The sequence below is a fragment of the Streptomyces sp. NPDC002044 genome (genome assembly GCF_040296725.1).
Taxonomy (GTDB): domain Bacteria; phylum Actinomycetota; class Actinomycetes; order Streptomycetales; family Streptomycetaceae; genus Streptomyces; species Streptomyces antarcticus.
The window spans coordinates 30,758-56,276 of record NZ_JBEOXU010000007.1 but is presented as its reverse complement, the minus strand read 5'-3'; the positions used below and the strand labels follow the sequence as shown (position 1 = coordinate 56,276).

Here is a 25,519-nt window from a genome sequence, read left to right as displayed (position 1 = left end):
CGGGGCGTTTGGGGTGCGGAGTCGTCGGGTCGTGCCGCACCGGACCCCCGGCCGCCCCCCGGCCGCCCCCCGGCCCGCCTCCCGGCCCGCCTCCCGGCCGTCGGCCCAGCGGCCTCCGGGGCCGGCGGGGCCGGGGCCTCCGGGGCCGGCGGGGCCGTGGGCCGGTCGCCACGGACGGTAGCCTTGGCCCGTGCCCCGTCTCTCTGAAGTCATCACCGCGCTGGACGCTCTCTGGCCCCCCTCGCGGGCCGAGGAGTGGGACTCCGTCGGCACCGTCTGCGGCGACCCCGACGCCGAGGTCACCCGCGTCCTGTTCGCCGTCGACCCGGTCCAGGAGATCGCCGACGAGGCGGTCACGCTGGGCGCCGACCTGATCGTCACCCACCACCCCCTCTACCTGCGGGGCACCACCACCGTCGAGGCCGGCACCTTCAAGGGCCGCGTCGTGCACACGCTGATCAAGAACGACATCGCGCTGCACGTGGCCCACACCAACGCCGACAGCGCCGACCCCGGCGTCTCCGACGCCCTCGCGGGCGCCCTGGACCTGCGGATCACCGGACCCCTCGTACCCGACCCGAGCGACCCGGCCGGCCGCCGCGGCCTCGGCCGGATCTGCGAGCTGGATCACCCCGAGACCCTGCGCGAGTTCGCCGCCCGCGCCGCCGCCCGGCTGCCGCGCACCGCGCAGGGCGTCCGCGTCGCGGGCGACCCGGACGCGGTCATCCGTACCGTCGCCGTCAGCGGCGGCTCCGGCGACAGCCTCTTCGGCCAGGTGCGGGCCGCCGGCGTCGACGCCTTCCTGACCGCCGACCTGCGCCACCACCCCGTGTCCGAGGCCCGCGAGCAGAGCCCGCTCGCCCTCGTGGACGCCGCCCACTGGGCCACCGAGTGGCCCTGGTGCGAGCAGGCCGCCGCGCAGCTCGACGCGATCTCCGAACGCCACGGCTGGGGTCTGCGGACCCACGTCTCGCGCACGGTCACCGACCCGTGGACGGCGCACGCGCCGTCCGTGAGCACCCCTTCTATCTCTGGAGCCCCCAACTGAACGCCGAGCCCGCCGACCAGATCCGACTTCTCGACGTCCAGGCCCTGGACGTCCGGCTGTCTCAGCTCGCCCACAAGCGCAAGTCGCTGCCCGTGCACGCCGAGCTGGACACGCTCACCAAGGACCTCGTCCAGCAGCGCGACCTGCTCGTCGCCGCCCAGACCCAGGCCAGCGACACCGCGCGCGAGCAGACCAAGGCGGAGCAGGACGTGGACCAGGTGCGCACGCGCGCGGCCCGCGACCAGCAGCGGCTGGACTCCGGCGTCGGCGTCTCGGCGCGCGACCTGGCGAACCTGCAGAACGAGGTCGTCTCCCTCGCCAAGCGCCAGGGCGACCTGGAGGACCTGGTCCTGGAGGTCATGGAGCGTCTGGAGGCCGCGCAGGAGCGGGTCTCCGGTCTGACCGGGCGGGTCACCTCGCTGGAGGCCGAGACGGCTGACGCCACCGCGCGCCGCGACGCGGCCACCGCCGAGATCGACGCCGAGGTAGCCAAGATCGAGAAGGACCGCGAGGTCATCGTCGGCTCCATGCCGGACGCGCTGATGGCGCTGTACGAGAAGATCCGCGTGAAGCAGGGCGGGGTCGGCGCCGCGCGCCTGTACCAGCGCCGCTGCGAGGGCTGCCGCCTGGAGCTGGACATGGCCGAGGTCAACGAGATCAAGGCCCAGCCGCGCGACCAGGTCGTGCGGCACGAGAACTGCGGCCGCATCCTGGTCCGTACGGCCGACTCGGGCGTCTGATGCCGGGGCTCGTCCGGTTCGTGGTGGAGGCGGACGGCGGCTCCCGGGGCAACCCGGGGCCCGCCGGCTACGGCGCGGTCGTCCTCGACCCGGCGACGGGCGAGACGCTCGCCGAGCGCGCCGAGTCGATCGGCGTCGCGACGAACAACGTGGCGGAGTACCGGGGACTGATCGCCGGGCTCCGGGCGGCGCGCGAACTCGACGCGGACGCGCGGGTGCTGGTCCGGATGGACTCCAAACTCGTCGTCGAGCAGATGTCGGGCCGCTGGAAGATCAAGCACCCGGACATGAAGCCGCTCGCGGCGGAGGCGGCGAAGATCCTGCCGCGCGCGCAGGTGACGTACGAGTGGATCCCGCGCGAGCGGAACAAGCACGCGGACCGGCTCGCCAACGAGGCGATGGACGCGGGCAAGCGCGGCGAGCGCTGGGAGCCGTCGGGCTCCACGGCCGTCTTCGACCGGGGCGCCGCCCGCGCCCTGGCCACCCCGCCGCCGTCGGGTCCCGTCGGCGACGCCGCGGCCGGGGCGGCGGCCGTACGGGCCGCCCTCGCCGCCGGCACCGGCGCGCGCGGCGGCGCGGCGGCGCAGCCCGCCCGCGCCGACACCCTGTTCGGGGACGAGGACGAGGACACGGGCGCGGACGCAGTGGCGGGCGCGGACACGGCTGCCGCCCCCGGCTGGGGCCCCGATATGGGCGCCCCCGCCACCTTCGTGCTGCTGCGCCACGGCGAGACCGCCCTCACCCCGCAGAAGCGCTTCTCCGGCAGCGGCGGCTCCGACCCGGAGCTGTCCCCGGCCGGCCGTCGCCAGGCGGCGGCCGTCGCCGAGTCCCTCGCGGCCCGCCGCACCGTCCAGACGGTGGTCAGCTCCCCGCTGCGCCGCTGCCGCGAGACCGCCCAGGCCGTCGCGGACCGCCTCGGGCTCACCGTGACGGTGGAAGAGGGCCTGCGCGAAGTGGACTTCGGCGCCTGGGAGGGCCTGACCTTCGCCGAGGTGCGGGAGCGTTTCCCGGACGACCTCCAGGCCTGGCTGGACTCCCCCCGGGCCGCCCCGACCGGCGGCGGCGAGAGCTTCGCGGCCGCCACCCGGCGGATCTCCGCGACCCGGGACCGGCTGCTGGCCGCACACGCGGGCCGCACCACGCTGCTGGTCACGCACGTGACCCCGGTCAAGATCCTGGTCCGGCTGGCCCTGGGAGCCCCGCCGGAGTCGCTGTTCCGCATGGAGCTCTCGGCGGCCTCGGTGTCGGAGGTGGCCTACTACGCCGACGGCAACGCCTCGGTCCGTCTGCTCAACGACACCTCGCACCTGCGCTGACCCGGCCCGCCGTCCCCTCCGGTTCCGCCGGCCCGCAGGGGACGCGCCGGGCCGGCGGGCGGGGGAGGCCGGGCACGAAAAACCGCCCCGGGCCCGGCGTGAGCCGGGGCGGGGCGGAAAGCGGCAGACGAGCCGGCCTGTACGCCGGGTTCTGTCTCCCGGAGACCTCGCGGTCGCCGGGGAGACGGCCATCCATCTAGGACCGGCGTTGCCGCCGGCCTCGTGCGGTCTACCCGCGAACATCGGGCGGGCAGCCCTCAAGCGTTCGCGCAGACCCGTCCGGGGACGGATCCTCTTGACCTTGCTCCGGGTGGGGTTTACCTAGCCGCCTGGGTCACCCCAGGCGCTGGTGGTCTCTTACACCACCGTTTCACCCTTACCGGCGGCCGAAGCCGCAGGCGGTCTGTTTTCTGTGGCACTGTCCCGCGGGTCACCCCGGGTGGGCGTTACCCACCACCCCGCCCTGTGGAGCCCGGACGTTCCTCGGCGGGATCCGAAGACCCCGACGCGGCCGCCCGGCCGACTCGTCTGTCGTGCCGACCATGCTACCCGTGGCCGCGCCCCGCCTTGACCTTGACCTTGACGGGCTTGACCTTGACGCAGCGGCAGGGTTTCTACTGGAGGGCATGCGGATCGGAGAGATCGCCGCGCTCGTCGGGCTCACCACCCGGGCGATCCGGCACTACCACCATGTCGGGCTGCTCCCGGAACCGGAGCGGCGCCCCAACGGATACCGGGCCTACAGCATTCGCGACGCCGTCCTGCTCGCCCGGGTGCGCCGGCTCACCGAGCTGGGCCTGAGCCTCGACGAGGTCCGCGACGTGCTCGCGGACGACGCCGGGCGCGAGCTGGCCGAGGTACTGGCCGAGCTCGACGCCGACCTGGCGCGGCAGGAGGCCGCGCTGCGGGAGCGGCGGCTGCGGCTGGCCGCGCTGCTCGCGGAGCCGCCCGGCGACACCGGGCCCGTCTCGCCCGCGCTCGCCGCCCTCCTGGCACGGGCCCCGGAGACGGCCTCGCCGAGCGCCGCCAAGGACCGCGAGTACCTGACCCTGCTGGACGCCACCGGCACCGGCGGCCGGCAGGTCTACGAGGTGCTCGGCACGGTGGCCGCCGACCCGGCGATGCTCGCGCTGTACGAGCGGCTGGACGCGCTCGCCGGAGCGCCCGGCGACGATCCGCGGATCGCACCCCTGGTGGGTGACCTGCTGGCCGCCGTCCCCGACGAGCTGTTCGCCGCGATCCCCGCCGACGGGGTGGTCGTGACCGGGTTCAAGGAGGCGCTGCTAGCCGAGTACGCGCCCGCGCAGGCGGAAGTCGTCCGCCTGCTCATGGACGCTTTCATGGAAAGGGGCCGGGGATGAGTGGGGGCGGAGCACGGGAACGGGCAGGGGCGCGGGGCGTACGGGCGGCACGGATCGCGGTCGCCGCCGTCCTGCCGGCGGAACTGGCCCTGGCGGTCTGCCTGGTGGCCGGTGTCCGGCCGCCCGGCTGGGCGCTGGCGGGCGCCGAGGTCCTCGTCCTGGCGGTGCTGCTGCTGGAGAGCTGGGTGCTGCGCTCCCTGTACGCCGCCGCCCGCGCCCGCGGCGAGGACCGCCGGGCGGCCCGGCGGTCGGCGCTGCGGCAGGTGGTACCGGTGGCGGTGCGGCGCCTGCTCGGGCACGAGCTGCGCTCCACCGGCTCCCTCGGCCGGTGGGCGCTGCGCCGGAAGCACGGGGTGCGCCCCGGGGACCTGGCCGCCGCCTACACCGGACCCCAGACGGCGATGATGTACGGCCTGCTCTTCGTGTCGGTGATCGAGACGGCGGCCCTGGCCTTCCTCATCCCCTGGCCGGCCGTCCACCGGGTGATGCTGGTCCTCGACCTGTACGGCATCCTGGCCGTCCTCGCCCTGCACGCCGCCTGCGTCACCCGGCCGCACGTGGTCCGCCCGGACGGCTCCCTGCGGATCCGCTACGGAGCCCTCTTCGACCTCGCCGTCCCGCCGGACGCGGTGGCCTCGGTCCGGGTCGACCGGCGCTACCCCGAGGGCCGGCTCGTCACCCTCTCCGAGGACGGGGTGCTCGACCTGATCGTCGGCAGCCAGACCTCGGTGACCGTGGAGCTGAACCGGCCGCTGCCCTTCGTCCGCCCGCTCGGCGGGCGGGGCGAGGCCCGGACGATCCGCTTCCACGCCGACGACCCGCGCGCTCTGGTCGGCGCCCTGCGACAGCCCGCCTGACGGCCGAGCAGCCGGGCGCCCGCCCGTTCACGCCAGGGCGAACAGGACCTTCGCGGTGCCCGGGTCCGCCTCCGTCAGCCGGACCCGGACGCGCTCGCCCAGCGGGAGCTCCGGACCGGCGGACTCGACACGGCCGACGATCGCCGGGTCCGCCAGCTGGACCGTGCCGACCAGTGGCTCGCGCTCCCGGACGTCGATCACCGTCGCCTCGAACGCCTCCCCGACGCGGTCCTTGAGCAGGGCGGCCTCGACCAGGTCCACCGACTCCCGTTCGGCGGTGTTCGCCAGCCGGGTGCCGTCGGCCATCTCCCGGGGCAGGGCCGCCAGCGCCGACAGCACCCACTCGGGGGTCCCGGCCCCGGCGGACGCCGCCACGCACAGCTCGCCGGCGTAGCGGTCGACCAGCCGGCGCAGCGGCGCCGTGCAGTGCGTGTACGGGGCCGCCACCGCGGCGTGGACCGCCGGATCGGGGGTCTGGCCGCCGGTGAAGACGGTGTAGCCCGCGCCCCGCAGGAGCGAGGTGCACTCCTGGAGGAAGGCGGCGTGGGCGGGGCGGTGCGGGTCGAGCGAGCCGACGATTTCGGCGTACGGGACGTGGTGCGGCCAGTCGACGCGCAGGGCCTTCGCGGCCCGCCGCAGCCGCCCGACGGCGCCGTCCGGCGCGGTGGGCAGGGTGCGCAGGATGCCGGTCCCGGCGGCGAGCATCAGGTCGGCCGCGGCCATGCCGGTCATGAGGGAGATCTGCGCGTTCCAGCCGTCGGCGGGCAGCGGCGCCCGGTAGCCGAGGCGGTAGCCGCCGTCGTGCACGGTGATCTCCTGTTCGGGCACGTTCAGCGAGATGCCGCCGCGCTCGCGCTCCAGGGCCTCGCGGAGCCTGCCGATGTCCTTCAGGAGGGCGAGGGGTTCCTCGGCGGTGCCGGTGTCGATGGCCTTCTGGACCCCGTCGTAGTCGAGTTTGGCCCGGCTGCGGACCAGCGCGCGGCGGACGTCGACGGCCTCGGCCCGGCCGTCCGGGTCGAGGTCCAGGCGCCACAGCAGCGCCGGGCGGGTCCGGTCGGGCAGCAGACTGGCCGCGCCCTCCGAGAGCAGGGCCGGGTGCAGCGGGACCCGTTCGTCGGGGAAGTACAGGGTGGTGACGCGGCGGTGGGCCTCCGCGTCGAGCGGGCCGCCGGGGGTGACGAAGGCGGCGACGTCGGCGATGGCGTAGTGCACGCGGTAGCCGCCGCCGGGCCGCCTCGCCAGGTGCATGGTCTGGTCGAGGTCGACGGAGGAGGGCGGGTCGATGGTGAAGAGGGGCAGCTCGGTGGCGTCGTACTCCGGCAGCCGCGGGCCGCGGGCGGCCCGCTCCGCCTCGGCGAGCACCTCGGCCGGGAACTCCCCCGGCACCCCCAGCTTCGTCCGCAGGTCACGCAGCGCCGCCCGCAGGGCAGCCCCGTCTGCGCCGGTGATGTGCAGGTGACGGCGTGGCATGGACCGAGCGTAGGGCCGTCCGGCCGGAGCGGCACGGCGAGCCGTCTACCCTGGCTCCGGGGCCGCATCCCCGCGCCGTGCCGTACCGAAGGAGAACCACCGTGCTCGTGCTGCTGCCGCCCTCCGAGGGAAAGGCCGCCGGCGGCTCCGGCGCACCGCTGAGGCCCGAGTCGCTGTCCCTGCCCGGACTGGCCCCGGCGCGTGCGGCGGTACTGGAGGAGCTGGTCGCCCTGTGCGGAACGGGCGACGACACCGCGGCGCGCGAGGTGCTGGGCCTGAGCGAGGGACTGCGCGGCGAGGTCGCCAAGAACGCGGAGCTGCGCACGGCGGTGGCCCGCCCGGCGGGCGAGGTCTACACGGGCGTCCTGTACGACGCGCTGGACCTGGCCGGCCTGACCCCGCAGGCGCGCAAGCTCGCCGATGACGCGCTGCTCGTGTTCTCCGGCCTGTGGGGCGCGGTACGGGTCACCGACCGGATCCCCTCGTACCGCTTCTCGATGGGCGTGAAGCTGCCGGGGCTGGGCGCCCTCGGCGCGTACTGGCGCGGCCCGATGGCCGAGGTGCTGCCGGGGACGGCGGGGGAGGGCCTGGTCCTGGACCTGCGCTCGTCGGCGTACGCGTCCGCCTGGAAGCCGAAGGGCGAGGTGGCGGGGCGGACCGCGACCGTGCGGGTGCTGCACGCGCAGATCGTCGACGGCGTGGAGAAGCGGTCGGTGGTCAGCCACTTCAACAAGGCGACGAAGGGGCGGATGGTCCGGGACCTGCTGCTGGCGGGGGCCGTTCCGGCCGGACCCGCCGAGCTGGTCGAGGCCCTGCGGGACCTGGGGTACACCGTGGAGGCCGGGGCTCCCGCGAAGGCGGGCAAAGCCTGGTCGCTCGACGTGGTCGTGTCCCAGATCCACTGAATCCGGTGCGTCCGGTGCGTCCGGTGCGTCCGGTGCGTCCGGTGCGTCCGGTGCGTCCGGTGATCCGGTGATCCGGTGCGTCCGGTCCGCCGCTCCCGCACCCCCGGCCCCGTCCGTCCGACGGGGCCGCACGCGTCGTCGGCCCGCCGCCCGCGAGGGCTACGCGCGGCCCAGCGGCCAGGCGACCGTGGCCGGGACCTGGTCCGAGGCGCCGGCGTACTGGGCGCAGGCGTCGGTCAGGGTCTCCAGCAGGGTCAGCGGGTCCGGCAGCGGGTGCTCGATGCCGCGGAGCCAGGTCACCGCCTCGTCACCGGGGAGGGCCGCCGGCGGCACCAGGACGTAGCTGCCGCGGCAGTGCCAGCGCAGGCCCGGGTGCTCGTCCATCGTCTCGGGGTGGCAGTCCAGCTCGCAGGGCCACCACTCGTCCTCGTCCTCGGGGGTGCCGCGGGTGGCGGTGAAGAACAGCATCCGGGCCTGGTCGCCCGTACCGCCGGACTCGGCGACCGGGCCGACGTCGATCCCGGCCTCCAGCAGGCGGGCCAGTGCGGCGGCTCCGGCTTCGAGGGGGACGTCGAGCACGTCGTGGACCATGCCCGTCGCGGTGATGAAGTTGGCCTGGGGCTGGTCGCGGGCCCACCGCTCGACCTGGGCGCGGTCGGTGGTGGACTGGGTCTGCCAGGCGAAGGAGACGGGGTGCCGCGCGGGCGTCGGACAGCCGATCCGGTCGCACGAACACCGGTAGCCGACGGGATGGGCGGCGGGGGAGATCGGCAGGCCGGCGGCGGCGACGGCCAGGAGGAGCGCCTCGCGCTCGCGTCCGGGATCCTCGGCGGTGGGTTTCTGCCGCCGGCGCAGCCACTGGGACATCCTGCTCTCGCCGCGTTGGACGCGGCCGGACTCAGACCCCATCTATCCCCTCACCAAACCGAACCGTTAACCCGGCAGACGTTTCCATGCTCCCACCATCCTGCGCCCCGGGTGACCGGACTCCTCAACCGGGGGGTTGGGGAGGGGCAGTGGACAACCCCTAGATAAGCACACTATTCGGGCATATGTTCCCGGTGGGCCGTCCGTCCCGTCCCGCCTAGCCCCCGGTGACGTTTGACACCCCGCCCAGCACCCGGTCGACGAGCGCGTCGGTGTACGCGTGCGTGAGCGGGCCCGTGCGCAGCAGCCAGCGGTACGTCAGCGGCCCGAGCAGCATCTCCACCGTCAGGCGTAGATCCGTGTCCGGTGCGAGCTGTCCCGCCTCCCGCGCCGTGCGCAGGCGCTCCTCGTACAGGGCGAGCTGCGGCTCCAGCAGCTGCTCCGTGAAGCGGGCGCCGAGCCCGGGGTCGGTCGCCCCGGCCGCCGCCAGGGCGCGCGCGGGGGCCTCGTACCTGGCGTCTGCGAACTCGTCCACGGTCGCCCGCAGTACGTACTTCAGGTCGGCCGCGAGGTCCCCGGTGTCGGGGAAGCCGGTCCACCCGCCCTCCGTCTCCGCGTCCCCGGCGAGGGCCAGCGAGGCGTCCAGGAGGACCGCCGCCTTCGACGGCCACCATCGGTAGATGGTCTGCTTGCCGACCCCGGCGCGGGCCGCGATGGCCTCCACCGTCAGTCGGTTGTAGCCGACCTCCCCGACGAGGGCGAGCGCGGCGTCGAGGATGGCGCGCCGGGAGCGGTCGCTGCGGCGGGCGGCGTCAGGGGTCTTGGTCATGCCGGGAACGTACCAACCCGATACGTCTCGTCTCTTCCCGGCGCTCCCTTGAACCACCCGGTCAGGTGGCTGCGCCCCGCCCCCGGAGGGGAGACGATTCTCTCCACGCGCGTCGCGCAATCGTGCGCGTCGTGCAAGTCGTGAGGAGCCTTCTTTGCGCAGAGACGCCACACCCCGGCGCTACCTGATGTGCCCACCGGCACACTTCAAAGTCACCTACTCCATCAACCCGTGGATGGATCCCACGAAACCGGTGGACCTGCCCCTCGCCCTCGCCCAGTGGGAGGACCTGAGGGACCGCTACCGCTCGCTCGGGCACACGGTCGAGACCCTCGTACCGGACCCCGCGCTGCCCGACATGGTCTTCGCGGCGAACGGCGCCCTCGTCGTCGACGGACGGGTGCTGGGCGCCCGGTTCGCCCACCCGGAACGGACCGCCGAGGCCGCGATCCACCTCGACTGGTTCCGGTCCCACGGGTACCGGGACGTCCACGAGCCGGCCCACGTCAACGAGGGCGAGGGGGACTTCGCCGTCACCGCCAGCTATCTGCTGGCCGGCCGGGGCTTCCGTTCCAGCCCGCTCTCGCACGACGAGGCCCAGGAGTTCTTCGGCCGCCCGGTCATCGGCCTGGACCTGGTCGACCCGCGCTACTACCACCTGGACACCGCGCTCAGCGTGCTGGACGGCGACGAGGTCATGTACTACCCGGACGCGTTCTCCCCGGGCAGCCGGGCCGTGCTCCGGCGGCTCTTCCCGGACGCGCTGATCGCCGACGGGCAGGACGCCGCCGCGCTCGGCCTCAACGCCGTCTCCGACGGCCTGCACGTCCTGCTCCCGCAGGCGGCCACCGGACTGCTGGAGCCGCTGCGCGACCGGGGCTTCGAGCCGGTCCCGATGGACCTGGGAGAGCTGCTCAAGGGCGGCGGCAGCGTGAAGTGCTGCACGCAGGAGCTGCGGCCCTAGCGCCGGGGCACTGGTGCCGGGTACGGCGGCCCGCGGTCCGGCGGCGGCCCGGTCGCGGTCCGGCGGCGGCCCGCTCCCGGGCCGGCGGACCTGCGGGGGCCGCGGGTCCTACGGGGCCGGCGGCCACTCCCGGCCCCAGTCGACGTCGCGCGCCGCCTTGTAGAGGTCGCCGTGGCGCTTGGTCACGGTGGCCCGGGACAGGCCCGTACCGTCCCCGTCCCCGTCCCCGTCCTGCGGACCGCAGAGCTCCAGCAGGACGAGCCCCTTGCGGATCTGCGGCCGCCGCGTGATCCGGTACGCGGCGGGCTCCACCGGGAAGCGGGTCGCGGCGACGTAGCTGAACTTCTCGTCCTCGTACGCGAGGGAGCCGCCCTTGACCTTCCGGTGCAGCGAGGACCGGCTGACCCGTGCCGAGAAGTGGCACCAGTCCTGGCCCACCTCGATCGGGCAGGTCCCGTCGTGCGGGCACGGCGCGGCCACGTGCATCCCGGCCGCGATCAGCTGCTCGCGGGCCTCGCGGACGCGCAGGTACCCCTCCGGTGTCCCCGGCTCGACCAGCACCACGGCCTGACCGGCCCGCGCCGCCTCCGCGACGACGGCCGTGCGCGCCTGCGGGGTCAGCTCGCCGAGGACGTACGAGACCGTCACCAGGTCGGCGTCGGGCACGGTCATCCCGGAGCCGATGACGGCCCGCCGCCACCCGGCTCCGCGCAGCGCCTGCGAGGAGGAGGCGCCCGCCAGCTCGCGGCCCAGGGCCAGCGCGGGTTCCGCCCAGTCCAGCACCGTCGTCTCGCGGGGGCCGTCCCAGGTGGCGTCCACCGCCCAGGTCGCGGCCCCCGTGCCGCCGCCCACGTCCACGTGCGAGGCGGGGGCCCAGCCGGGCGCCGCCTGCGCGAAGGCGTCCAGGGCGGTCCGTACGGCCTCGAAGGTGGCGGGCATCCGGTAGGCCGCGTACGCCACCACGTCGGAGCGGTCGCGCAGGACGGGCGCGTCCGTCGGGGTCTGCCCCCGGTAGCTGGCGATGAGCCGCTCGACGGCGGCGGTGGCCTGCTTAGGCGGGAGCCCGTCGAGCAGCCCGCCGAGCACGCTGCGGAGGGACTCGGCGCTGGTGGTGGGGGTGGTGGCGTTCACCCGCGAAGTTTACGGCGCCCCCGCGGGGCTCCGGGCCGCGCAGGGGCGGCGGCCCGGTCCGTACGGACTACGCGGCCTGCGGCTCGCGGCTCTGCCAGGGGCGGCACATCCCGAGGAAGCAGCCCACCGCCAGCAGCGAGCAGACCAGCTGGACCACCGCCATCGGCACCGCCGTGTCCTCGCCCGCGATCCCGACCAGCGGGGAGGCGATGGCGCCGACGAGGAACGAGGACGTGCCCAGCAGCGCCGACGCCGAGCCGGCGGCGTGCGGGGTCCGCATCAGCGCCTGCGCGTTGGTGTTCGGCAGCACCAGGCCCATCGCCGACATCAGCACGAACAGCCCGGCGGACACCGGGACGAGCCCGGCCTCCCCGAACACCCCGGCCGACATCAGCAGCAGCGCCACCGAGGCGGCGGTGATCACCCCGAGGCCGACGGCCAGTGCCTTGTCCAGGCTGACCCGGCCGACCAGCAGCTTGCCGTTGACCTGACCGACGATGATCAGGCCGACGGAGTTGAGGCCGAAGAGCAGGCTGAACGTCTGCGGCGAGGCGCCGTAGATCTCCTGCACCACGAACGGGGAGGCGGAGATGTACGAGAAGAGCACCGCGAACGCGAAGCCGCCGGCCAGGGTGTAGCCGGCGAAGACCCGGTCGCCGAGCAGCCCCCGCATGGTGCGCAGGGCCGAGCCGACGCCGCCGGTGTGCCGCCGCTCGGGCGGCAGCGTCTCGTCGAGCCGGCGCCACACCACCAGAGTCAGCACCAGTCCGACGCCGGTGAGGACGACGAAGACCCCGCGCCAGTCGGCGAAGCGGAGCACCTGGCCGCCGATGAGCGGGGCGACGATCGGGGCGGCCCCGGAGATGAGCATCAGGGTGGAGAAGAAGCGGGCCATCTCGACACCGTCGTACAGGTCGCGCACGACGGCGCGGGCGATGACGATGGCCGCCGCGCCGGCCAGGCCCTGGAGCAGCCGGAAGGCGATCAGCAGCTCGGTGGTCGGGGCCAGCGCGCAGATCGCGGTGGCGAGGACGTAGACGACCATGCCCGCGAGCAGGGGCCTGCGGCGGCCCCACTTGTCGCTCATGGGGCCGATGACGAGCTGGCCCAGCGCCATGCCGGCGAGGCAGGCGGTGAGCGTGAGCTGCACGGTCGCGGCGGGGCTGTTCAGGGCGCTGGTGACCTGCGGCAGGGCCGGCAGGTACATGTCCATCGACAGCGGAGGGAGGGCCGTCAGCCCGCCGAGGATGAAGGTGACCAGCAGACCGGTGCGGCGGGCGGCCGTCAGGGGTGCGGTGGCCGCGGGGGCGGGGGCGGAGGTGGATTCGGGCGACGACTCGTGCGACGGGGCCGTCGCGGGGCCTCTCTCCGACATGCGGAACTCCAGTCATCTTGTGTGTTTTCTGACCCCTGACCGACCCATGTTCTCAGCTGTCGGAACGTCCGGAGGCCGGTGCCCGGTGTGACGTAGCCTGCGGCCCCATGAACGAGAGTGGGAAGAAGACCGCCGTGGTGACCGGGGCCGGTTCCGGGATCGGCCGTTCCGTGGCCCTCACCCTGGCGGCGGCCGGCTGGGCCGTGGCCGCGGCGGGCCGCAGGACCGGGCCGCTGGAGGACACGGCCGCGGCGGCGGGGGCGGCGGCGGACGTGTTCCCCGTACGGGCGGACGTCAGCGATCCGGACGACGTGACCGCGCTGTTCGGAGCGGTGCGGGAGCGGTACGGGCGTCTGGACCTCCTCTTCAACAACGCGGGCACCTTCGGCCCGGGCGGCGTCGCCCTGGAAGACCTCACCCACGAGGCATGGCGCTCGGTCGTCGACGTCAACCTCACCGGCGCGTTCCTGTGCGCCCAGGCCGCCTTCCGCCTGATGAAGGCCCAGGACCCGCAAGGTGGCCGGATCATCAACAACGGCTCCATCTCGGCGCACGTGCCGCGCCCGCACTCCATCGCCTACACGGCGACCAAGCACGCGGTGACCGGCCTGACGAAGTCCCTGTCGCTGGACGGGCGCCCCTACCGCATCGCCTGCGGGCAGATCGACATCGGCAACGCGGCGACCGAGATGACCGAGCGGATGCGGACGGGCATCCTCCAGGCCAACGGACAGCTCGCCGTCGAACCGGTGATGGACGCGGCCGACGTGGCCCGCACGGTGCTGCACATGGCGGAGCTCCCGCTGGAGGCGAACGTGCAGTTCGCGACGGTGATGGCGACGAACATGCCGTACGTCGGGCGCGGCTGAGGCCGCGGAACCGGGAATGGGCCGCGGGTGGCGGAGGTTGAGCCGGTCATGACGACCGAAGTGCTGCGCTACACCGCCTTCTCCGACGACCCCGCGGGCGGCAACCCCGCCGGGGTCGTGCCCGACGCGGCCGGGCTGGACGACGCCGCGATGCTGGAGATCGCCGCCGGGCTGGGCTACAGCGAGACGTCCTTCCTGACCGCGCCCCCGCAGGGGCTGGGAGGCGAGCCCGGGCGCGCGTTCACCGTCCGCTACTTCAGCCCCAAGACCGAGGTCCCCTTCTGCGGGCACGCCACCGTCGCCACGGCGGTGGCCCTGGCCGAGCGGATCGGCCCCGGGGAGCTGCTGTTCGCCACGCGGGCCGGGACCGTGCCGGTCTCGGTCACCTCCGAGGAGGGCCGGCTGCGGGCCGTGCTGACCAGCGTCGAGCCGCATACCGAGGAGATCGCCCCCGCCGACCTCGCCGAGGCGCTGGCCGCGCTCGGCTGGCCGGCGGCGGACCTGGACCCGGCGTTCCCGCCGCGCATCGCCTACGCCGGGGCCCGGCACCTGGTGCTCGGCGCCGCCACCCGCGCCCGGCTCGCCGACCTCGACTACGACTTCGCCCGGCTGGAGACGCTGATGCGGCGCCTGGACCTCGTCACGGTCCAGCTGGTGCACCGGGCGGGCCCGGCGGAGTTCCACGTACGCAACCCCTTCCCCGTCGGCGGCGTCGTCGAGGACCCGGCGACGGGGGCCGCGGCCGCGGCGTTCGGGGCGTACGCGCGGGAACTGGGCCTGGTCCCGCCGGACGCGGTGCTCACACTGCACCAGGGCGAGGACATGGGCCGCCCGGGAGTGCTCACCGTGGAGCTGCGCGCCGGCGACCCCCGGGTGCGGGTCGGCGGCGCGGGCGTCCGGATCCCCTGAGGCGGGTCCCTCCGCCGGCGGGGATCCGGTGCGGGTCAGCCGCCCTGCGCGGCGCCCGTGGGCGGGGCGGGCGGCGCCGCCGGAGGGGAGGACGGCGTGCGCGGCCCCGCCAGGAACAGGGCCAGCACCGGAAGCAGGTACAGCACCCACACGGTCAGCTGGAGCACGGTCGGATCGGGCTGGAAGTTGAAGACGCCCTTGAGCAGGGTCCCGTACCAGCTGTCCGGCGGGACCGCGCCGCTGACGTCGAAGGCCCGGTTCCCCAGGCCGCCCAGGAAGCGGGCCTCCTGGAGGTCGTGGACCCCGTACGCGAGCACGCCCGCCGCCACGACCACCAGCATGGCGCCGGTCCACGTGAAGAACTTCGCCAGGTTGATCCGCAGCGCTCCCCGGTAGAACAGCCAGCCCAGCACGATCGCGGTGGCGATGCCCAGCAGCACCCCGATCAGCGGCGCCGAGGAGCCCTCGCCGCTCGCCCGGACCGACGCCCACACGAACAGGGCGGTCTCCAGGCCCTCGCGGCCCACCGCGAGGAAGGCGGTGGCGACCAGCGCGCCGGTGCCCATGGCCAGCGCCGCGTCGAGCCTGCCGTGAAGTTCGGCTTTCAGGTGCCGCGCGGTGCGCTTCATCCAGAAGACCATCCACGTCACCAGAGCCACGGAGATGATCGACAGGGTGCCCCCGAGGAGCTCCTGCGCCTCGAAGGTCAGCTCCTGCGTGCCGAATTCGAGCATCGCGCCGAAGGCCAGCGAGATCCCGCAGGCGATGGCGATGCCCAGCCACACCGGGCGCAGCGCGTCCCGGCGGTCGGTCTTGACCAGGTAGGCCACCAGGATGCAGACGACCAGGCTGGCTTCCAGCCCCTCGCGCAGGCCGATCAGATAGTTGCCGAACACGGCGGTTCTTCCTCTCCGGCGGGTGCTTACGCGAACAGCGTCCGGCCCCACCAGTCGTCCTTGTCACGGACGCCCGGCGGGACGGCGAAGACGGCCGAACCCACGTGCTGGATGTATTCGTTGAGCACGTCGTGACGTGCCAGGTTGCGCTGGACCGGGACGAAGCCGGTGCGGACGTCGCGCTGGTAGGCCAGGAAGAACAGGCCGGCGTCGAGCCGGCCCAGCCCGTCCGTGCCGTCGGTGAAGGAGTAGCCGCGGCGCAGGAGCGTCGCCCCGGCGTTGCTGTCGGGGTGCGAGAGGCGCACGTGCGCCTGCGGCTTCATCGCCTTCAGGAACGGCTCGTCGCGCTCCTTGGACTTGCCGACGGGGGCGCCCTCGCCCTTGTCGCGGCCGAAGATGTCCTCCTGCTCCTGGAGCGAGGTGCGGTCCCAGGTCTCGATGTTCATCCGGATGCGCCGGGCCACCAGGTACGAGCCGCCCGTCATCCAGTCGCTGCCGTCGCCGGCCCGGGCCCACACGTGCTTCTCCAGGGCGGCGGCGTCGGTGCCGGCGATGTTCCGGGTGCCGTCCTTGAAGCCCATCATGTTGCGCGGGGTCTGCTCGTCCGGGGTGGTCGAGGAGGTCTTGCCGAAGCCGAGCTGCGACCAGCGGACCGCGACCCGGCCGAAGCCGATCCGGGCGAGCTGGCGGATCGCGTGCACGGCGACCTGGGGGTCGTCGGCGCAGGCCTGGACGCACAGGTCGCCGCCGGAGCGGGCCGGGTCCAGGTTGTCGCCGGGAAACCGCTCCAGGTCGACGAGGGCGGCGGGGCGGCTGCCCTCCAGCGCGAACCGGTCCCTGGCGAAGAGGTCCGGACCGAAGCCGACGGTCAGGGTGAGGCGGGAGGGCTTCAGGCCCAGCGCCTCGCCCGTGTCGTCCGGCGGGGCCTGCGGCAGGCCGCCGAAGCCGCCCTCGCCGACGGGAAGTCCGGCCGTCATCAGCCGGGCCGCCTCGGTCCACTCCTTCAGGAGCTCCACCAGTGCGGCGCGGTCCTTCGTCTTCACGTCGAAGGCCGCGAAGTGCAGACGGTCCTGCACGGCGCTGGCGATGCCCGCCTGGTGCGCGCCGTGGAACGGTACGGCCCCCCCGGCCGCGGCCACCGGCACGGTGTCCGGGGAGCCGCCGAAGGCCACCGCCGCACCGCCGGCCGCGGCGGCGCCGAGCGCGAGCCCGGCGCCGCCCCAGCCCAGGACGGCACGCCGGGAGGGCGCGGCCGCGGGGGTGTCCGGGCTCGCGGAGGTGTCCGGGCCCGCGCCGTGGTCCTCCGGTTCCGGCCGCTGTTCCGGCTTCGGCTCGGTCATCGTGCTCTCCCGCCTGCTCCGTCGCCCCGTACCTACTTCGCGACCGCGGCGGCCAGCTTGGAGAGCGGCTCGGCGAGCGCGTTGACGCCGTCCGACAGCTCCTTGCGCTCGGGCTCGCCGACCTTGTCGTAGGCGGTGAACTCATAACCGGTCTTGTCCGCGCGGTACTTGTCCAGCAGCGTGTTCAGGGCCGCGAACTGGGTGTCCAGCTGCTTGGACAGCTCGGGGTCGTTCTTCGCGGCGATCGGCTTCAGGAGCGCGTACGCCTTCTCCGCACCCTCGACGTTCGCCTTGAAGTCGACCAGGTCGGTGTGGGAGTACCGCTCCTCCTCGCCGGTGACCTTGCCGGTGGCGACCTCGTCGAGGAGCTCCTTGGCGCCGTTGGCCATCGAGGTCGGGGTGATCTCCGCCTGGCCGACCTTCTTCTGCCAGTCGGTGAGGTCCGCGATCAGGGTGTCGGCGAGCTTCTTCTCCGCGTCGCCGATCGTGTTGTCGGCCCACAGGGCCTTCTCCAGGCGGTGCCAGCCGGTCCACTCCTGGCCGGGCTCCAGGCCGTCCTCGCGGACGTCGACCTTCGGGTCGATGTCGCCGAAGGACTCGGCGACCGGCTCGGTGCGCTCCCAGCCGATGCGCGAGGGCGCGTACGCCTTCTTCGCGGCCTCGACGTCGCCGGCCTTGACCGCGTCCGCGAAGACCTGCGCCTTGGGGAGGGTCTCCTCGGACTGCGCGACCACGTACTGGCGGTAGGCGGCGACCGCGGCGTCCGCCTCGGGGCTGCGCTTCTCGGCGGCGCCCTGACCGGTGGCCTTGACCTGGGTGCGCAGGCCGTCGCCCTTCATGCCCGGCTTGCAGACGATCTCGTAGTCGCCCGCCTTGATCTCGGCGGTGATGGAGGCTTTGGTGCCGGGGCCGATGTTCTCGCGCTCGGTCACGATCCGGTCGTCCGGGAACAGGACGTACAGCTCGGTGACCTTGGCGCCCTTGTTCTCGACGTCGATCTGGACCTTGCCGGCCGGGAACTCCGTCTTCGAGACGTCGCAGGCGGTGTCCGAGGCCGCGACCTTGATCGCGCCGTCGCCCCCGGCGCCGCTCTTCTCGGCGCAGCCGGTGACGGCGGTGAGCGCGGCCACCAGGGAGGCGGCGGCGACGACGGTGAGGCGGGCGGGACGCATACGGGACTCCTGGGCTTCGGACGAGGGCCGTCCCAGGGGTGGGGCAGGCCAGTGAGGCGGACCTAACTTAACCGAGGCTTACCTCACCCATACCCGCCCGTACAGTGATTCAGCTCTCACCTCTCCGTGCCGGACACAGGCGCGTCACGGACGCCCCACGACGGCCCCACGGACAGGTCAAGCGCTCGTCAAACCCGCTTCCGCCGCCGGCGCGGAACGCCCCGCGACGGGCGCCGTCGCGCGTACCGGAACCACCAGCGGAGCCCCGGAGCGGGGGTGCGCGAAGACCTCCACGGGCTGCCGGTAGACCCGGCTCAGCAGGGCGTCCTCGAAGACCACCGACGGCGGTCCGTCCGCCGCGATCCGCCCGTCGTGCAGGACGGCGGCCCGGTCCGCGTAGGCCGCGGCCAGCCCCAGATCGTGCAGGACGACGACCACGGCGTCCCCGGCGGCGGCCCGTTCCCGGCAGATCCGCAGTACGAGCTCCTGGTGGCGCAGGTCGAGGGCGGCGGTGGGCTCGTCGAGCAGCAGCAGCGGGGCCCGCTGGGCGAGGACGCGGGCCAGCGCGACACGGGCCCGCTCCCCGCCGGACAGGGCGGAGAACGGGCGTTCGGCGAAGTCCGTGACCTCGGTGGCGGCCATGGCGGCGGCCACCGCCTCCTCGTCGGACTCGGCGAACGGGGTGCCCGCCCAGGGCGCGCGGCCCATCCGTACGACGTCCTCCACCGGGAACGGGAAGGACAGCGCGGCCGACTGGGGGAGCACCGAGCGGCGCAGGGCGAGGTCGGCGGCGCTCCAGTCGCCCACCGGCCGGCCGTCGATCCGGATCTCGCCGGAGGCGGCGGGCAGGTCGGCGGCGAGCGCCGCCAGCAGCGTGGACTTGCCGGCGCCGTTCGGGCCGACCAGCGCCAGCACCTCCCCGGCGCGGGCGGTCAGGTCGATCCCGGCGAGCACCTCGCGCTGTCCGAGCCGTACGTGCAGGCCGGTGACCTCGGCGAGGGCCGCCCCGGGGGCGGGCCGGGCCGGGACGGTCCGCTTGTTGCGGGCGAGGAGCCCGGTCAGCCTGCTGGTCACGCCCAGCCTCCTTGCTTGCGGCGGGTGCGGCGCAGCAGCCAGAAGAAGAACGGGCTGCCGATCAGGGCGGTCAGCACGCCGAGCGGCAGCTCGGCGGGCTGGGCGATGGTCCGGGCGGCCAGGTCACCCGCGACGAGGACGACCGCGCCGGCGAGGGCGCTGCCGGGGACGAGGAAGCGGTGGCCGGGGCCGTTGGCCATGCGCAGCAGGTGCGGGACGAGCAGGCCGACGAAGGTGATGACGCCGGCCACGGCGACGGCGGCCGCGGTCAGCAGTGCGACGACCAGGACGAGGGCGAGGCGCAGCCGCTCCACGTCGATGCCGAGGTGGCGGGCGGGCCGCTCGCCGAGGGCCAGCAGGTCGAGGCGGCGGGCGTAGAACGGGGCGACGAGCAGGCCGGCGAGGGCGCAGGGCAGGACGGCGAGGACCTTGGGCCAGGTGGCCTGGGCGAGGGAGCCGAGCTGCCAGAAGGTGATCTGGTTGACCTGGCCGCTGTCGGCGAAGAAGACGAACAGGCCGATGAGGGCGCCGGCGAAGGCGTTGACGGCGATGCCCGTGAGGATGAGGGTGACGACCTCGGTCTTGCCGCCGTTGCGGGAGAGCAGATAGACGGCGCTGACGGTGATCAGGCCCGCGACGAACGCGCACACCGTGATCGTCCAGTTGCCGAAGAAGCTGAGTCCGAGGCCGATGGCGGCGACCGCGCCGACGGCCGCGCCGGCCGAGATCCCGATGACGCCGGGCTCGGCCAGCGGATTGCCGAACACGCCCTGCATGAGCGCGCCCGCGCAGCCGAGGCTGGCGCCGACGAGCAGGGCGAGGACGACGCGGGGGAGGCGTACGTTCCACAGCACGCTCTCCCCGACCCGGTCGAGGGGCGCCCCGCCGAGCCCGGCGCGGTGCTGGACGGAGGCGAGTACGTCGCCGAGGGGGATGCGGTAGGCGCCGGTGCCGGCGGAGACCAGGGCGAGTACGACGAGGGCGGCGACCAGGGCCGCGGTGAGCAGCACGGCCTTGCGGCGGCGCGGCGTGCGGGGGGCGGCGGGGCCTGGTCCCTGGGCGGGGGTGGTGGGTCCTTGGGCGGCGGGGGTGCCGGGTCCGGGAGGGCGCCGGGGCGTCTCCTCGGACGCCGAACGTGACGGGGCGTCGGACAGTGACGCGGCACTGTGTTCGGCACCCTGCGGGGAGCGCCCCGGCACCCGCCCGGACCCGGCGGCCCGCTGCGAGACGGGCGCGGAACGTCCGGCTCGGGCCGGGGCCGGCGCCGCCTTCGCCGGGGTGGGTTCGAGGGTGGGCTCGGGGGTGGTGTCCGTCGGGTGGGGGTCGTGGGGCAGGGTCACGTCAGGCGCCCTTGCCGTAGAGCTGGGCGACCAGGGAGGACAGCACCTGGTCGGTGCGCGGCCCGTAGTTCAGCAGGACGCCGTCGTCGACGCTGAGCACCCGGCGGTCCATGCCGGCCGGGGTCTGGGCGACGCCGGGGATCGTGACGAGGCCGTCGACGCCGCCGACCGATTCGAGGCCCTTGGACATGACCAGGATCGCGTCGGGCGCCGCGGCCGCCAGGGCCTCGCTGGTGATCGGGGTGAAGTCCTTGCCGAGGCCGGAGTCCTTGCCCGTGTCGACGGCGCCGGCCGCTTCCAGCAGCGAGGCGGCACCGGAGTCTGAGCCGCCCAGCAGGTAGACGGAGGCGGTGCCGCGCAGGTAGAGGAACGCCACCCGGGGCTTCTTCCCGGAGGCGGCCGGAATGTCCTTGCGGACGGCGGCGATCCGGTCGGCGGTGCGCCGGTTCAGCTGCGCGCCCGCGTCCTCGACGCCGAGTGCGGTGGCGACCGCGTCGATGCGCTTCGGTACGTCCTCCAGGCTCTTGGCCGGGGCGATGACGAGGACCGGGATGCCGGCGTCGCGGATCTGCTGGATCGCCTCCGCCGGTCCGCTGGTGGTCTCCGCGAGGACCAGCGTCGGGCGCAGCGAGAGCACGCTCTCGGCGGAGACGTCGTGGCCGCGCGTCACCACCGGTAGTCGGGCGGCCTGTTCGAAGGTGGCGGTGATGTCCCGGGCGACGACCTGCCTGCCGAGGCCGAGCGTGTGGACGATCTCGTTGAGGCCGCCCGTCAGCGGGACGACGCGGTCCGCCGAGGCGACCGTCACCTGGGCGCCGTCGTACGAGGACACGGTGACGGGCAGGGCGGGGGCGGGCGACGGGGACAGCGGCTCGACCCGGTCCGGGGCGGCCGGAGCGGAGGGGGCGGGCTTGCCCGCGGGCGTGGCCGTACCCCCGCAGCCCGTCGCGGCCAGGGCCAGGGCGACCAGAGTGGCCGTCAGGGCGAGGCGCGTGCGGGAGGGGCGGGAAGACGCGGCGGGCGAAGGCACGAATGCACCGTCCTGTTCGTGCGGCTGGCTGATTGGTGAACTTTCAACGACCGGGGGGTTCCGTATCCGGGCGGAGGTAGTTTAGGTTAGCCTAACCTGAGTTGCTAGCCCCTGGAGGGGACCGTCATGTCCGCAAGGCCCGCCCGTATGTACGCAGTCGCCCTGTTGGCGGCCCTGCTGGGTGCCCTGCTCCCCGCCACCGCCGCGCAGGCCGCCGACCGCGTCGTGCAGGGGGGCCGGCTGGACTGGGGCATCAAATCGTCGTTCCAGAGTTATGTCACCGGGCCCATCGCGAAAGGCGGATTCAAGCTGAAGAGCGGCGCCGCCACCGTCGGCGGGAGCCTCTTCCGCTTCCACTCGGCGGCCGGCTCCTACGACCCGGACAGCGGTGAGTTCAGTGCCTCCTTCAGCGGCGGGGTGACCTTCCAGGGCCACCAGAAGCCCGACGGCACGAACGAGCTGGACATGACCGTCAGCCGCCCCACCGTCAAGATCTCCGGCGGCCGCGGCACGCTGTACGTGGACGTCTCCAGCAAGGCCAAGGGCAGCGGATCGGTCACGAACCAGTCCCAGGTCGCCTTCGCCACGCTCGGCCTCGGCGGCATCAACATGAAGGGGGGCGGCACCCCGATCGCCCTGTCCAACGTCCCGGCCACCCTCACCGAGCAGGGGGCCACGGCGTTCGCCGGCTACTACGCGGCCGGCGCGCGGCTCGATCCCGTCTCGCTCTCCGCCGACGTCAAGGCCCCGGCCGCCGGCCCGGCGCAGCCCGCCGCGTCGGCCGGCCCGCAGCCGAGCACCTCCGCCGAGACCCCGCAGGCGGCGGGCGCCTTCACCGACGCCGCCGTCGACTGGGGCGTCCGGCGCACCTTCCGCGAGTACGTCACCGGCTCCATCGGCCAGGGCAAGTGGACCCTCGCCGACGGTGCCCAGGACGGCGGCGCGCTGTTCCGCTTCCCCCAGGGCAAGGGCGCGTACGACGGCCAGAAGGGCACGCTTGACGCGGCCTTCGCGGGCAGCGTCCAGTTCACCGGCGCCCACCTGGACCTCAAGCTCGGCAAGGTGAGCGTCAAGGTGGAGAACGGCAAGGGAGTCCTGTCCGCCGACGTCACCACCGCCACCGAGACGAAGCCCGCCGTCGCGCTCGTCGAGTTCGACGCCAAGGGCCTGAAGGCCGAGGGCGGCCTCGCCACCCTCGCCGAGGCCCCGGCCACGCTCACCGAGGGCGGCTCCCAGGCGTTCAATTCCATGTACAAGGCGGGCACCGAGATGGACCCCGTCTCGCTCGCCGTCGCACTCGACGCCACCGCGAAGCTCCCGGCCCTGCCCGACCTGGGCTCCACGGCCGCCCCCGCTCCGGCGGAGTCGACCCCCGCGGCCGCCCCCGCTCCGGCCGCCCGGGCGGAGGAGTCCTCGAACACCGGGCTGTACGCCGCCCTGGCCGCGGCAGCCCTGCTGGTCCTGGGCGGCGGCGCGGCCTTCCTGGTGGTGCGAAAGCGCCGTACGGCGGCGGCCGAGGCCGCGCCCGCCGACGGCCCCGCGCCCACCGACGCGCGGTAGCGCACCCCCTCTCCCCCCTTTTCCTTCCTCGTTTCAGGAGTGCTCCGCCATGTCGTCCACCCGTCGCCCGATCGCCGTCGCGGCCGCCATCCTCACCGCCGCCGCCCTGGGCACCACCGCCTTCGTCCTGCCCGCCACGGCCGCGGGCACCCCGGCCGTCGCCCCGCAGGCGGGCGGTGCCCCGACCGCGCCGATGAAGATCGTCGGCGGCACCCTCGACTGGGGCGTGCTCGCCAGCTACCGCGCGTACGTGACGGGCATGGCCAAGGGCGCCATCACCCCGGCCGACGGTGCCAAGGCCAACGCGGACGGCACCCTGCGGTTCGGCGAGGCCACCGGCCAGTACGACCCGGCCGCCGGGCACGTGGTGAAGGCCGCCTTCAAGGGCAGCGTCACCTTCTCCTCGCCCGCGCCGCCGACCGGCCACGGGTTCGAGGTCAAGCTCTCGGACTTCCGCATCGACACCGGCACCAAGAAGCTCACCGCCGACGTCACCAAGAGCGGGGCCACGACCCAGGACGTCCCGCTCGCCGCGGTCGCCTTCGGCGGCCAGGCGATGGACAAGCTGGCGACCACCCTCACCAAGGAGGCCGCCGACGCGCTCGGTTCGGCGAGCTACGAGGGCAAGCTCGGCGACCCGCTGACCGCGCGGCTTGAGTTCGAGAAGCCCAAGCCGACCCCCACGCCGACCCCCACCCCCACCCCCACGCCGACGCCGACGCCGACCCCCACCCCGACGCCGACCGCGACGAAGCCGACGCCCACGCCGGCGCCCACCGCGACGAAGCCGGCGGCGACGCCCACCGCGACCGCCACCGCGCGGCCCACGACGCCGGCCGGCGCGCAGAAGGTCCTCAGCGCCAAGCTGACGTGGGGCGTGAAGGAGTCCTTCCGCAGGTACGTCCTGAGCGGGGGCTCCGTCACCCCGTCCGGCGGCGCCGCGAAGAGCGGCGACCTGTACGACTTCGCCCTCGGCAAGGGTGAGCTCGACGCCGCGAAGCAGAAGCTGAACGTGTCCTTCGAGGGCGGCCTCCGCTTTCAGTACACGGGCCACGGCATCGACATGAGCTTCGCCAACCCCCGGGTCGACGCCACCGGCAGGACCGGCACCCTGTACGTCGACGTCAAGAACGCGTCCGGCAGCAAGACGGCCGTCCCGTTCGCCACGCTGGACCTGTCGAAGGCCGACTACAGGACCAAGGGCGGCGTGCTGGCCCTGAACGGTGTTCCGGCGGCCTTCACCGCCCAGGGCGCTGCGGTCTTCGCCAACGACACCGTCGGCTCCATGTACAAGGCGGGCGACGCCATCGACCCGCTGAGCTTCTCGGTGGCCGTGGACAAGGACGCCACCCTCCCGGCCACGGGCGGCGCGACCGGCGGCTCCTCCTCCACCGGCGGTACGGGCGCCGCGGGCGCCACCGCGGGCGGCGGCTCCGGCGGCGGTTCGGTCGGCGGCGGCTCGGTGGGCGGCAACCTCGCCGCGACCGGCGCCGAGATCCCGGCCGGCGCCCTGCTCGGCGCCTCCGGCGCGGTCATCGCGGCCGGCGCGGGCGCGGTGTACTTCGCCCGCCGTCGCCGTACGGCCCGGAACTGAGCCGTGCTTCAATGCCCGCGTGAACGATCTCGACGTCCTCAAGGTCTTCTGCGCGGGTGACGGCCGGTACGGCAACCCGCTCGGAGTCGTACGCGACGGCCGGACCTGCCCCGACGACGCGTCGCGGCAGGCCCTGGCCGCCGAACTCGGCTACAGCGAGACGGTGTTCGTCGACGACCCCGAGCGCGGGGTCGTCGACATCCGCACCCCCGGCACGCGGATGTCCTTCGCGGGACACCCGCTGGTCGGGGTCGCGTGGTTGCTGGACATCGAGGAACTGCACCCGCCGGCCGGCTCCGTATGGGCGCGTGACGACGGGGAGTTCACCTGGATCACGGCCCGCCCGGAGTGGGTCGGGGACAAGCGCACCGAGCAGTACGCGAGCGCGGCCGAGGTCGAGGCGCTGCCCGCCCCGCCCCCGGGCGAGGGCTGGCTGTACGCCTGGGCCTGGGAGGACGAGACCGCGGGCCGCGTGCGCGCCCGCGGGTTCCCGCGCCGCCATGCGTGCGGCGACAGCCGCTCCTGTGGAGCCGGGGCTTGCCCCGGGGAGGCCGTCGTCGAGGACGAGGCCACCGGCTCGGCGGCGATCCTGCTGACGGCCCAGCTGAACCGCGCCCTGAACATCACCCAGGGCGCGGGCTCCCAGATCCTCACCGCCCCCGGCCCGGACGGCACGGTCGAGGTCGGCGGCCGCGTCCGCTTCGCGTCGGCGGGCTGAGCACGGAGCCGAGCGGGGGAGCGGTGCGGGGAGCCGAGCGCGGGGGGGGGGGGGGGGGCCCGGGGGGGGCGAAACCCCCGCCCCCCCCCCCCCCCCCCCCCCCCCCCCCCGGCGGCCCCCCCCCCCCCCCCCCCCCCCCCCCCCCCCCCCAAGA

At 74.7% G+C, this 25,519-nt stretch carries 22 protein-coding genes, 1 other RNA gene and 1 pseudogene; 12 read left to right on the top strand and 12 right to left on the bottom strand.

The window, feature by feature from the left end; translation table 11 throughout:
- The first annotated feature begins 190 nt into the window (after positions 1-190).
- Genes ABT106_RS03505 through ABT106_RS03495 form a run of 3 tightly spaced genes read left to right on the top strand, consistent with a single transcriptional unit; the run spans position 191 to position 3,104 of the window.
- Complete coding sequence (locus ABT106_RS03505) at positions 191-1,048, top strand: Nif3-like dinuclear metal center hexameric protein (RefSeq protein WP_351271632.1); 858 nt, start codon at positions 191-193, stop codon at positions 1,046-1,048.
- Complete coding sequence (locus tag ABT106_RS03500) at positions 1,045-1,788, top strand: zinc ribbon domain-containing protein (protein ID WP_351271726.1); 744 nt, start codon at positions 1,045-1,047, stop codon at positions 1,786-1,788. Before ABT106_RS03505 ends, ABT106_RS03500 begins: the two co-directional genes overlap by 4 nt.
- A complete protein-coding gene (locus ABT106_RS03495) occupies positions 1,788-3,104 on the top strand; it encodes a bifunctional RNase H/acid phosphatase (RefSeq protein WP_351271629.1) in 1,317 nt (438 codons plus the stop codon). Before ABT106_RS03500 ends, ABT106_RS03495 begins: the two co-directional genes overlap by 1 nt.
- A 124-nt stretch (positions 3,105-3,228) precedes the next feature.
- Here the strand turns inward: ABT106_RS03495 and rnpB are convergent.
- Positions 3,229-3,631, bottom strand: an RNA gene (gene rnpB, locus ABT106_RS03490) — RNase P RNA component class A.
- A gap of 99 nt (positions 3,632-3,730) precedes the next feature.
- Between rnpB and ABT106_RS03485 the strand changes: the two genes are divergently transcribed.
- Both ABT106_RS03485 and ABT106_RS03480 read left to right on the top strand, forming a co-directional pair.
- Positions 3,731-4,465: a MerR family transcriptional regulator gene (locus ABT106_RS03485; protein WP_351271626.1), complete on the top strand. Its 735-nt coding sequence runs from the start codon at positions 3,731-3,733 to the stop codon at positions 4,463-4,465.
- Positions 4,462-5,322 carry a hypothetical protein gene (locus ABT106_RS03480; RefSeq protein ID WP_351271623.1) on the top strand — a complete coding sequence of 287 codons (861 nt, stop codon included), beginning with the start codon at positions 4,462-4,464 and terminating at the stop codon, positions 5,320-5,322. The genes ABT106_RS03485 and ABT106_RS03480 overlap by 4 nt, the downstream gene beginning before the upstream one ends.
- Before the next feature lie 27 nt (positions 5,323-5,349).
- Here the strand turns inward: ABT106_RS03480 and ABT106_RS03475 are convergent, their stop codons facing one another.
- Entirely contained in the window at positions 5,350-6,792 is a 1,443-nt protein-coding gene (locus ABT106_RS03475) for an RNB domain-containing ribonuclease (RefSeq protein WP_351271620.1), read from the bottom strand.
- A 101-nt stretch (positions 6,793-6,893) separates the two neighbouring features.
- On the opposite strand from ABT106_RS03475, the gene yaaA reads away from it, so the two are divergent.
- Entirely contained in the window at positions 6,894-7,697 is an 804-nt protein-coding gene (yaaA, locus tag ABT106_RS03470) for a peroxide stress protein YaaA (protein WP_351271617.1), read from the top strand.
- Between the two features lie 159 nt (positions 7,698-7,856).
- On the opposite strand, the gene ABT106_RS03465 is transcribed toward yaaA, so the two are convergent.
- The gene (locus tag ABT106_RS03465; protein WP_351271615.1) at positions 7,857-8,606 is read right to left on the bottom strand and encodes a bifunctional DNA primase/polymerase; all 750 of its coding nucleotides are present in this window, start codon (positions 8,604-8,606) and stop codon (positions 7,857-7,859) included.
- A gap of 175 nt (positions 8,607-8,781) precedes the next feature.
- A complete protein-coding gene (locus ABT106_RS03460; RefSeq protein ID WP_351271612.1) occupies positions 8,782-9,393 on the bottom strand; it encodes a TetR/AcrR family transcriptional regulator in 612 nt (203 codons plus the stop codon).
- A gap of 136 nt (positions 9,394-9,529) precedes the next feature.
- Here ABT106_RS03460 and ddaH point away from each other — a divergent pair.
- Positions 9,530-10,357: pseudogene (ddaH, locus tag ABT106_RS03455) on the top strand (dimethylargininase); the annotation flags it as partial.
- Positions 10,358-10,465: 108 nt separating this feature from the next.
- Here ddaH and ABT106_RS03450 read toward each other — a convergent pair.
- Both ABT106_RS03450 and ABT106_RS03445 read right to left on the bottom strand, forming a co-directional pair.
- Entirely contained in the window at positions 10,466-11,488 is a 1,023-nt protein-coding gene (locus tag ABT106_RS03450) for a small ribosomal subunit Rsm22 family protein (protein WP_351271610.1), read from the bottom strand.
- 67 nt (positions 11,489-11,555) lie between these two features.
- Positions 11,556-12,863, bottom strand: coding sequence for a Bcr/CflA family multidrug efflux MFS transporter (locus tag ABT106_RS03445; protein ID WP_351271607.1), 1,308 nt, complete (start codon positions 12,861-12,863; stop codon positions 11,556-11,558).
- Positions 12,864-12,970: 107 nt separating this feature from the next.
- Between ABT106_RS03445 and ABT106_RS03440 the strand changes: the two genes are divergently transcribed.
- On the top strand, positions 12,971-13,732 hold the full coding sequence (locus ABT106_RS03440) for an SDR family oxidoreductase (protein WP_351271604.1): 762 nt from the start codon (positions 12,971-12,973) through the stop codon (positions 13,730-13,732).
- A 48-nt stretch (positions 13,733-13,780) separates the two neighbouring features.
- A complete protein-coding gene (locus tag ABT106_RS03435) occupies positions 13,781-14,641 on the top strand; it encodes a PhzF family phenazine biosynthesis protein (protein WP_351271601.1) in 861 nt (286 codons plus the stop codon).
- A gap of 35 nt (positions 14,642-14,676) precedes the next feature.
- Here ABT106_RS03435 and efeU read toward each other — a convergent pair whose 3' ends face one another.
- The 6 genes from efeU to ABT106_RS03405 all read right to left on the bottom strand — a co-directional run bounded on the left by efeU (position 14,677) and on the right by ABT106_RS03405 (position 21,493).
- Positions 14,677-15,537 carry an iron uptake transporter permease EfeU gene (gene efeU / locus ABT106_RS03430; RefSeq protein ID WP_351271598.1) on the bottom strand — a complete coding sequence of 287 codons (861 nt, stop codon included), beginning with the start codon at positions 15,535-15,537 and terminating at the stop codon, positions 14,677-14,679.
- Positions 15,538-15,563: 26 nt separating this feature from the next.
- Positions 15,564-16,877 (bottom strand): iron uptake transporter deferrochelatase/peroxidase subunit, encoded by a 1,314-nt coding sequence (gene efeB, locus ABT106_RS03425; RefSeq protein ID WP_351271595.1) that lies wholly within the window; start codon positions 16,875-16,877, stop codon positions 15,564-15,566.
- A 32-nt stretch (positions 16,878-16,909) separates the two neighbouring features.
- Entirely contained in the window at positions 16,910-18,049 is a 1,140-nt protein-coding gene (gene efeO / locus ABT106_RS03420) for an iron uptake system protein EfeO (protein ID WP_351271592.1), read from the bottom strand.
- Between the two features lie 177 nt (positions 18,050-18,226).
- Positions 18,227-19,111: a heme ABC transporter ATP-binding protein gene (locus ABT106_RS03415; protein ID WP_502979188.1), complete on the bottom strand. Its 885-nt coding sequence runs from the start codon at positions 19,109-19,111 to the stop codon at positions 18,227-18,229.
- 8 nt (positions 19,112-19,119) lie between these two features.
- On the bottom strand, positions 19,120-20,463 hold the full coding sequence (locus ABT106_RS03410; protein ID WP_351271589.1) for a FecCD family ABC transporter permease: 1,344 nt from the start codon (positions 20,461-20,463) through the stop codon (positions 19,120-19,122).
- A gap of 1 nt (position 20,464) precedes the next feature.
- A complete protein-coding gene (locus tag ABT106_RS03405) occupies positions 20,465-21,493 on the bottom strand; it encodes a heme/hemin ABC transporter substrate-binding protein (protein WP_351271586.1) in 1,029 nt (342 codons plus the stop codon).
- Between the two features lie 147 nt (positions 21,494-21,640).
- On the opposite strand from ABT106_RS03405, the gene ABT106_RS03400 reads away from it, so the two are divergent.
- From ABT106_RS03400 to ABT106_RS03390, 3 genes are read left to right on the top strand one after another with little or no spacing between them, the layout of a single operon-like run.
- Positions 21,641-23,053, top strand: coding sequence for an HtaA domain-containing protein (locus ABT106_RS03400; RefSeq protein ID WP_351271584.1), 1,413 nt, complete (start codon positions 21,641-21,643; stop codon positions 23,051-23,053).
- A 49-nt stretch (positions 23,054-23,102) separates the two neighbouring features.
- On the top strand, positions 23,103-24,647 hold the full coding sequence (locus ABT106_RS03395) for an HtaA domain-containing protein (protein ID WP_351271582.1): 1,545 nt from the start codon (positions 23,103-23,105) through the stop codon (positions 24,645-24,647).
- 19 nt (positions 24,648-24,666) lie between these two features.
- Positions 24,667-25,365 carry a PhzF family phenazine biosynthesis protein gene (locus ABT106_RS03390; protein ID WP_351271580.1) on the top strand — a complete coding sequence of 233 codons (699 nt, stop codon included), beginning with the start codon at positions 24,667-24,669 and terminating at the stop codon, positions 25,363-25,365.
- Positions 25,366-25,519: the final 154 nt, after the last annotated feature.

Coding starts and splice junctions, on each gene's coding strand:
- ABT106_RS03495 (WP_351271629.1), top strand. CDS start 1,788: ATGCCGGGGCTCGTCCGGTTCGTGGTGGAGGCGGACGGCGGCTCCCGG.
- ABT106_RS03485 (WP_351271626.1), top strand. CDS start 3,731: ATGCGGATCGGAGAGATCGCCGCGCTCGTCGGGCTCACCACCCGGGCG.
- ABT106_RS03480 (WP_351271623.1), top strand. CDS start 4,462: ATGAGTGGGGGCGGAGCACGGGAACGGGCAGGGGCGCGGGGCGTACGG.
- ABT106_RS03475 (WP_351271620.1), bottom strand. CDS start 6,792: ATGCCACGCCGTCACCTGCACATCACCGGCGCAGACGGGGCTGCCCTG.
- ABT106_RS03465 (WP_351271615.1), bottom strand. CDS start 8,606: ATGGGGTCTGAGTCCGGCCGCGTCCAACGCGGCGAGAGCAGGATGTCC.
- ABT106_RS03460 (WP_351271612.1), bottom strand. CDS start 9,393: ATGACCAAGACCCCTGACGCCGCCCGCCGCAGCGACCGCTCCCGGCGC.
- ABT106_RS03445 (WP_351271607.1), bottom strand. CDS start 12,863: ATGTCGGAGAGAGGCCCCGCGACGGCCCCGTCGCACGAGTCGTCGCCC.
- ABT106_RS03440 (WP_351271604.1), top strand. CDS start 12,971: ATGAACGAGAGTGGGAAGAAGACCGCCGTGGTGACCGGGGCCGGTTCC.
- ABT106_RS03435 (WP_351271601.1), top strand. CDS start 13,781: ATGACGACCGAAGTGCTGCGCTACACCGCCTTCTCCGACGACCCCGCG.
- efeB (WP_351271595.1), bottom strand. CDS start 16,877: ATGACCGAGCCGAAGCCGGAACAGCGGCCGGAACCGGAGGACCACGGC.
- efeO (WP_351271592.1), bottom strand. CDS start 18,049: ATGCGTCCCGCCCGCCTCACCGTCGTCGCCGCCGCCTCCCTGGTGGCC.
- ABT106_RS03400 (WP_351271584.1), top strand. CDS start 21,641: ATGTACGCAGTCGCCCTGTTGGCGGCCCTGCTGGGTGCCCTGCTCCCC.
- ABT106_RS03395 (WP_351271582.1), top strand. CDS start 23,103: ATGTCGTCCACCCGTCGCCCGATCGCCGTCGCGGCCGCCATCCTCACC.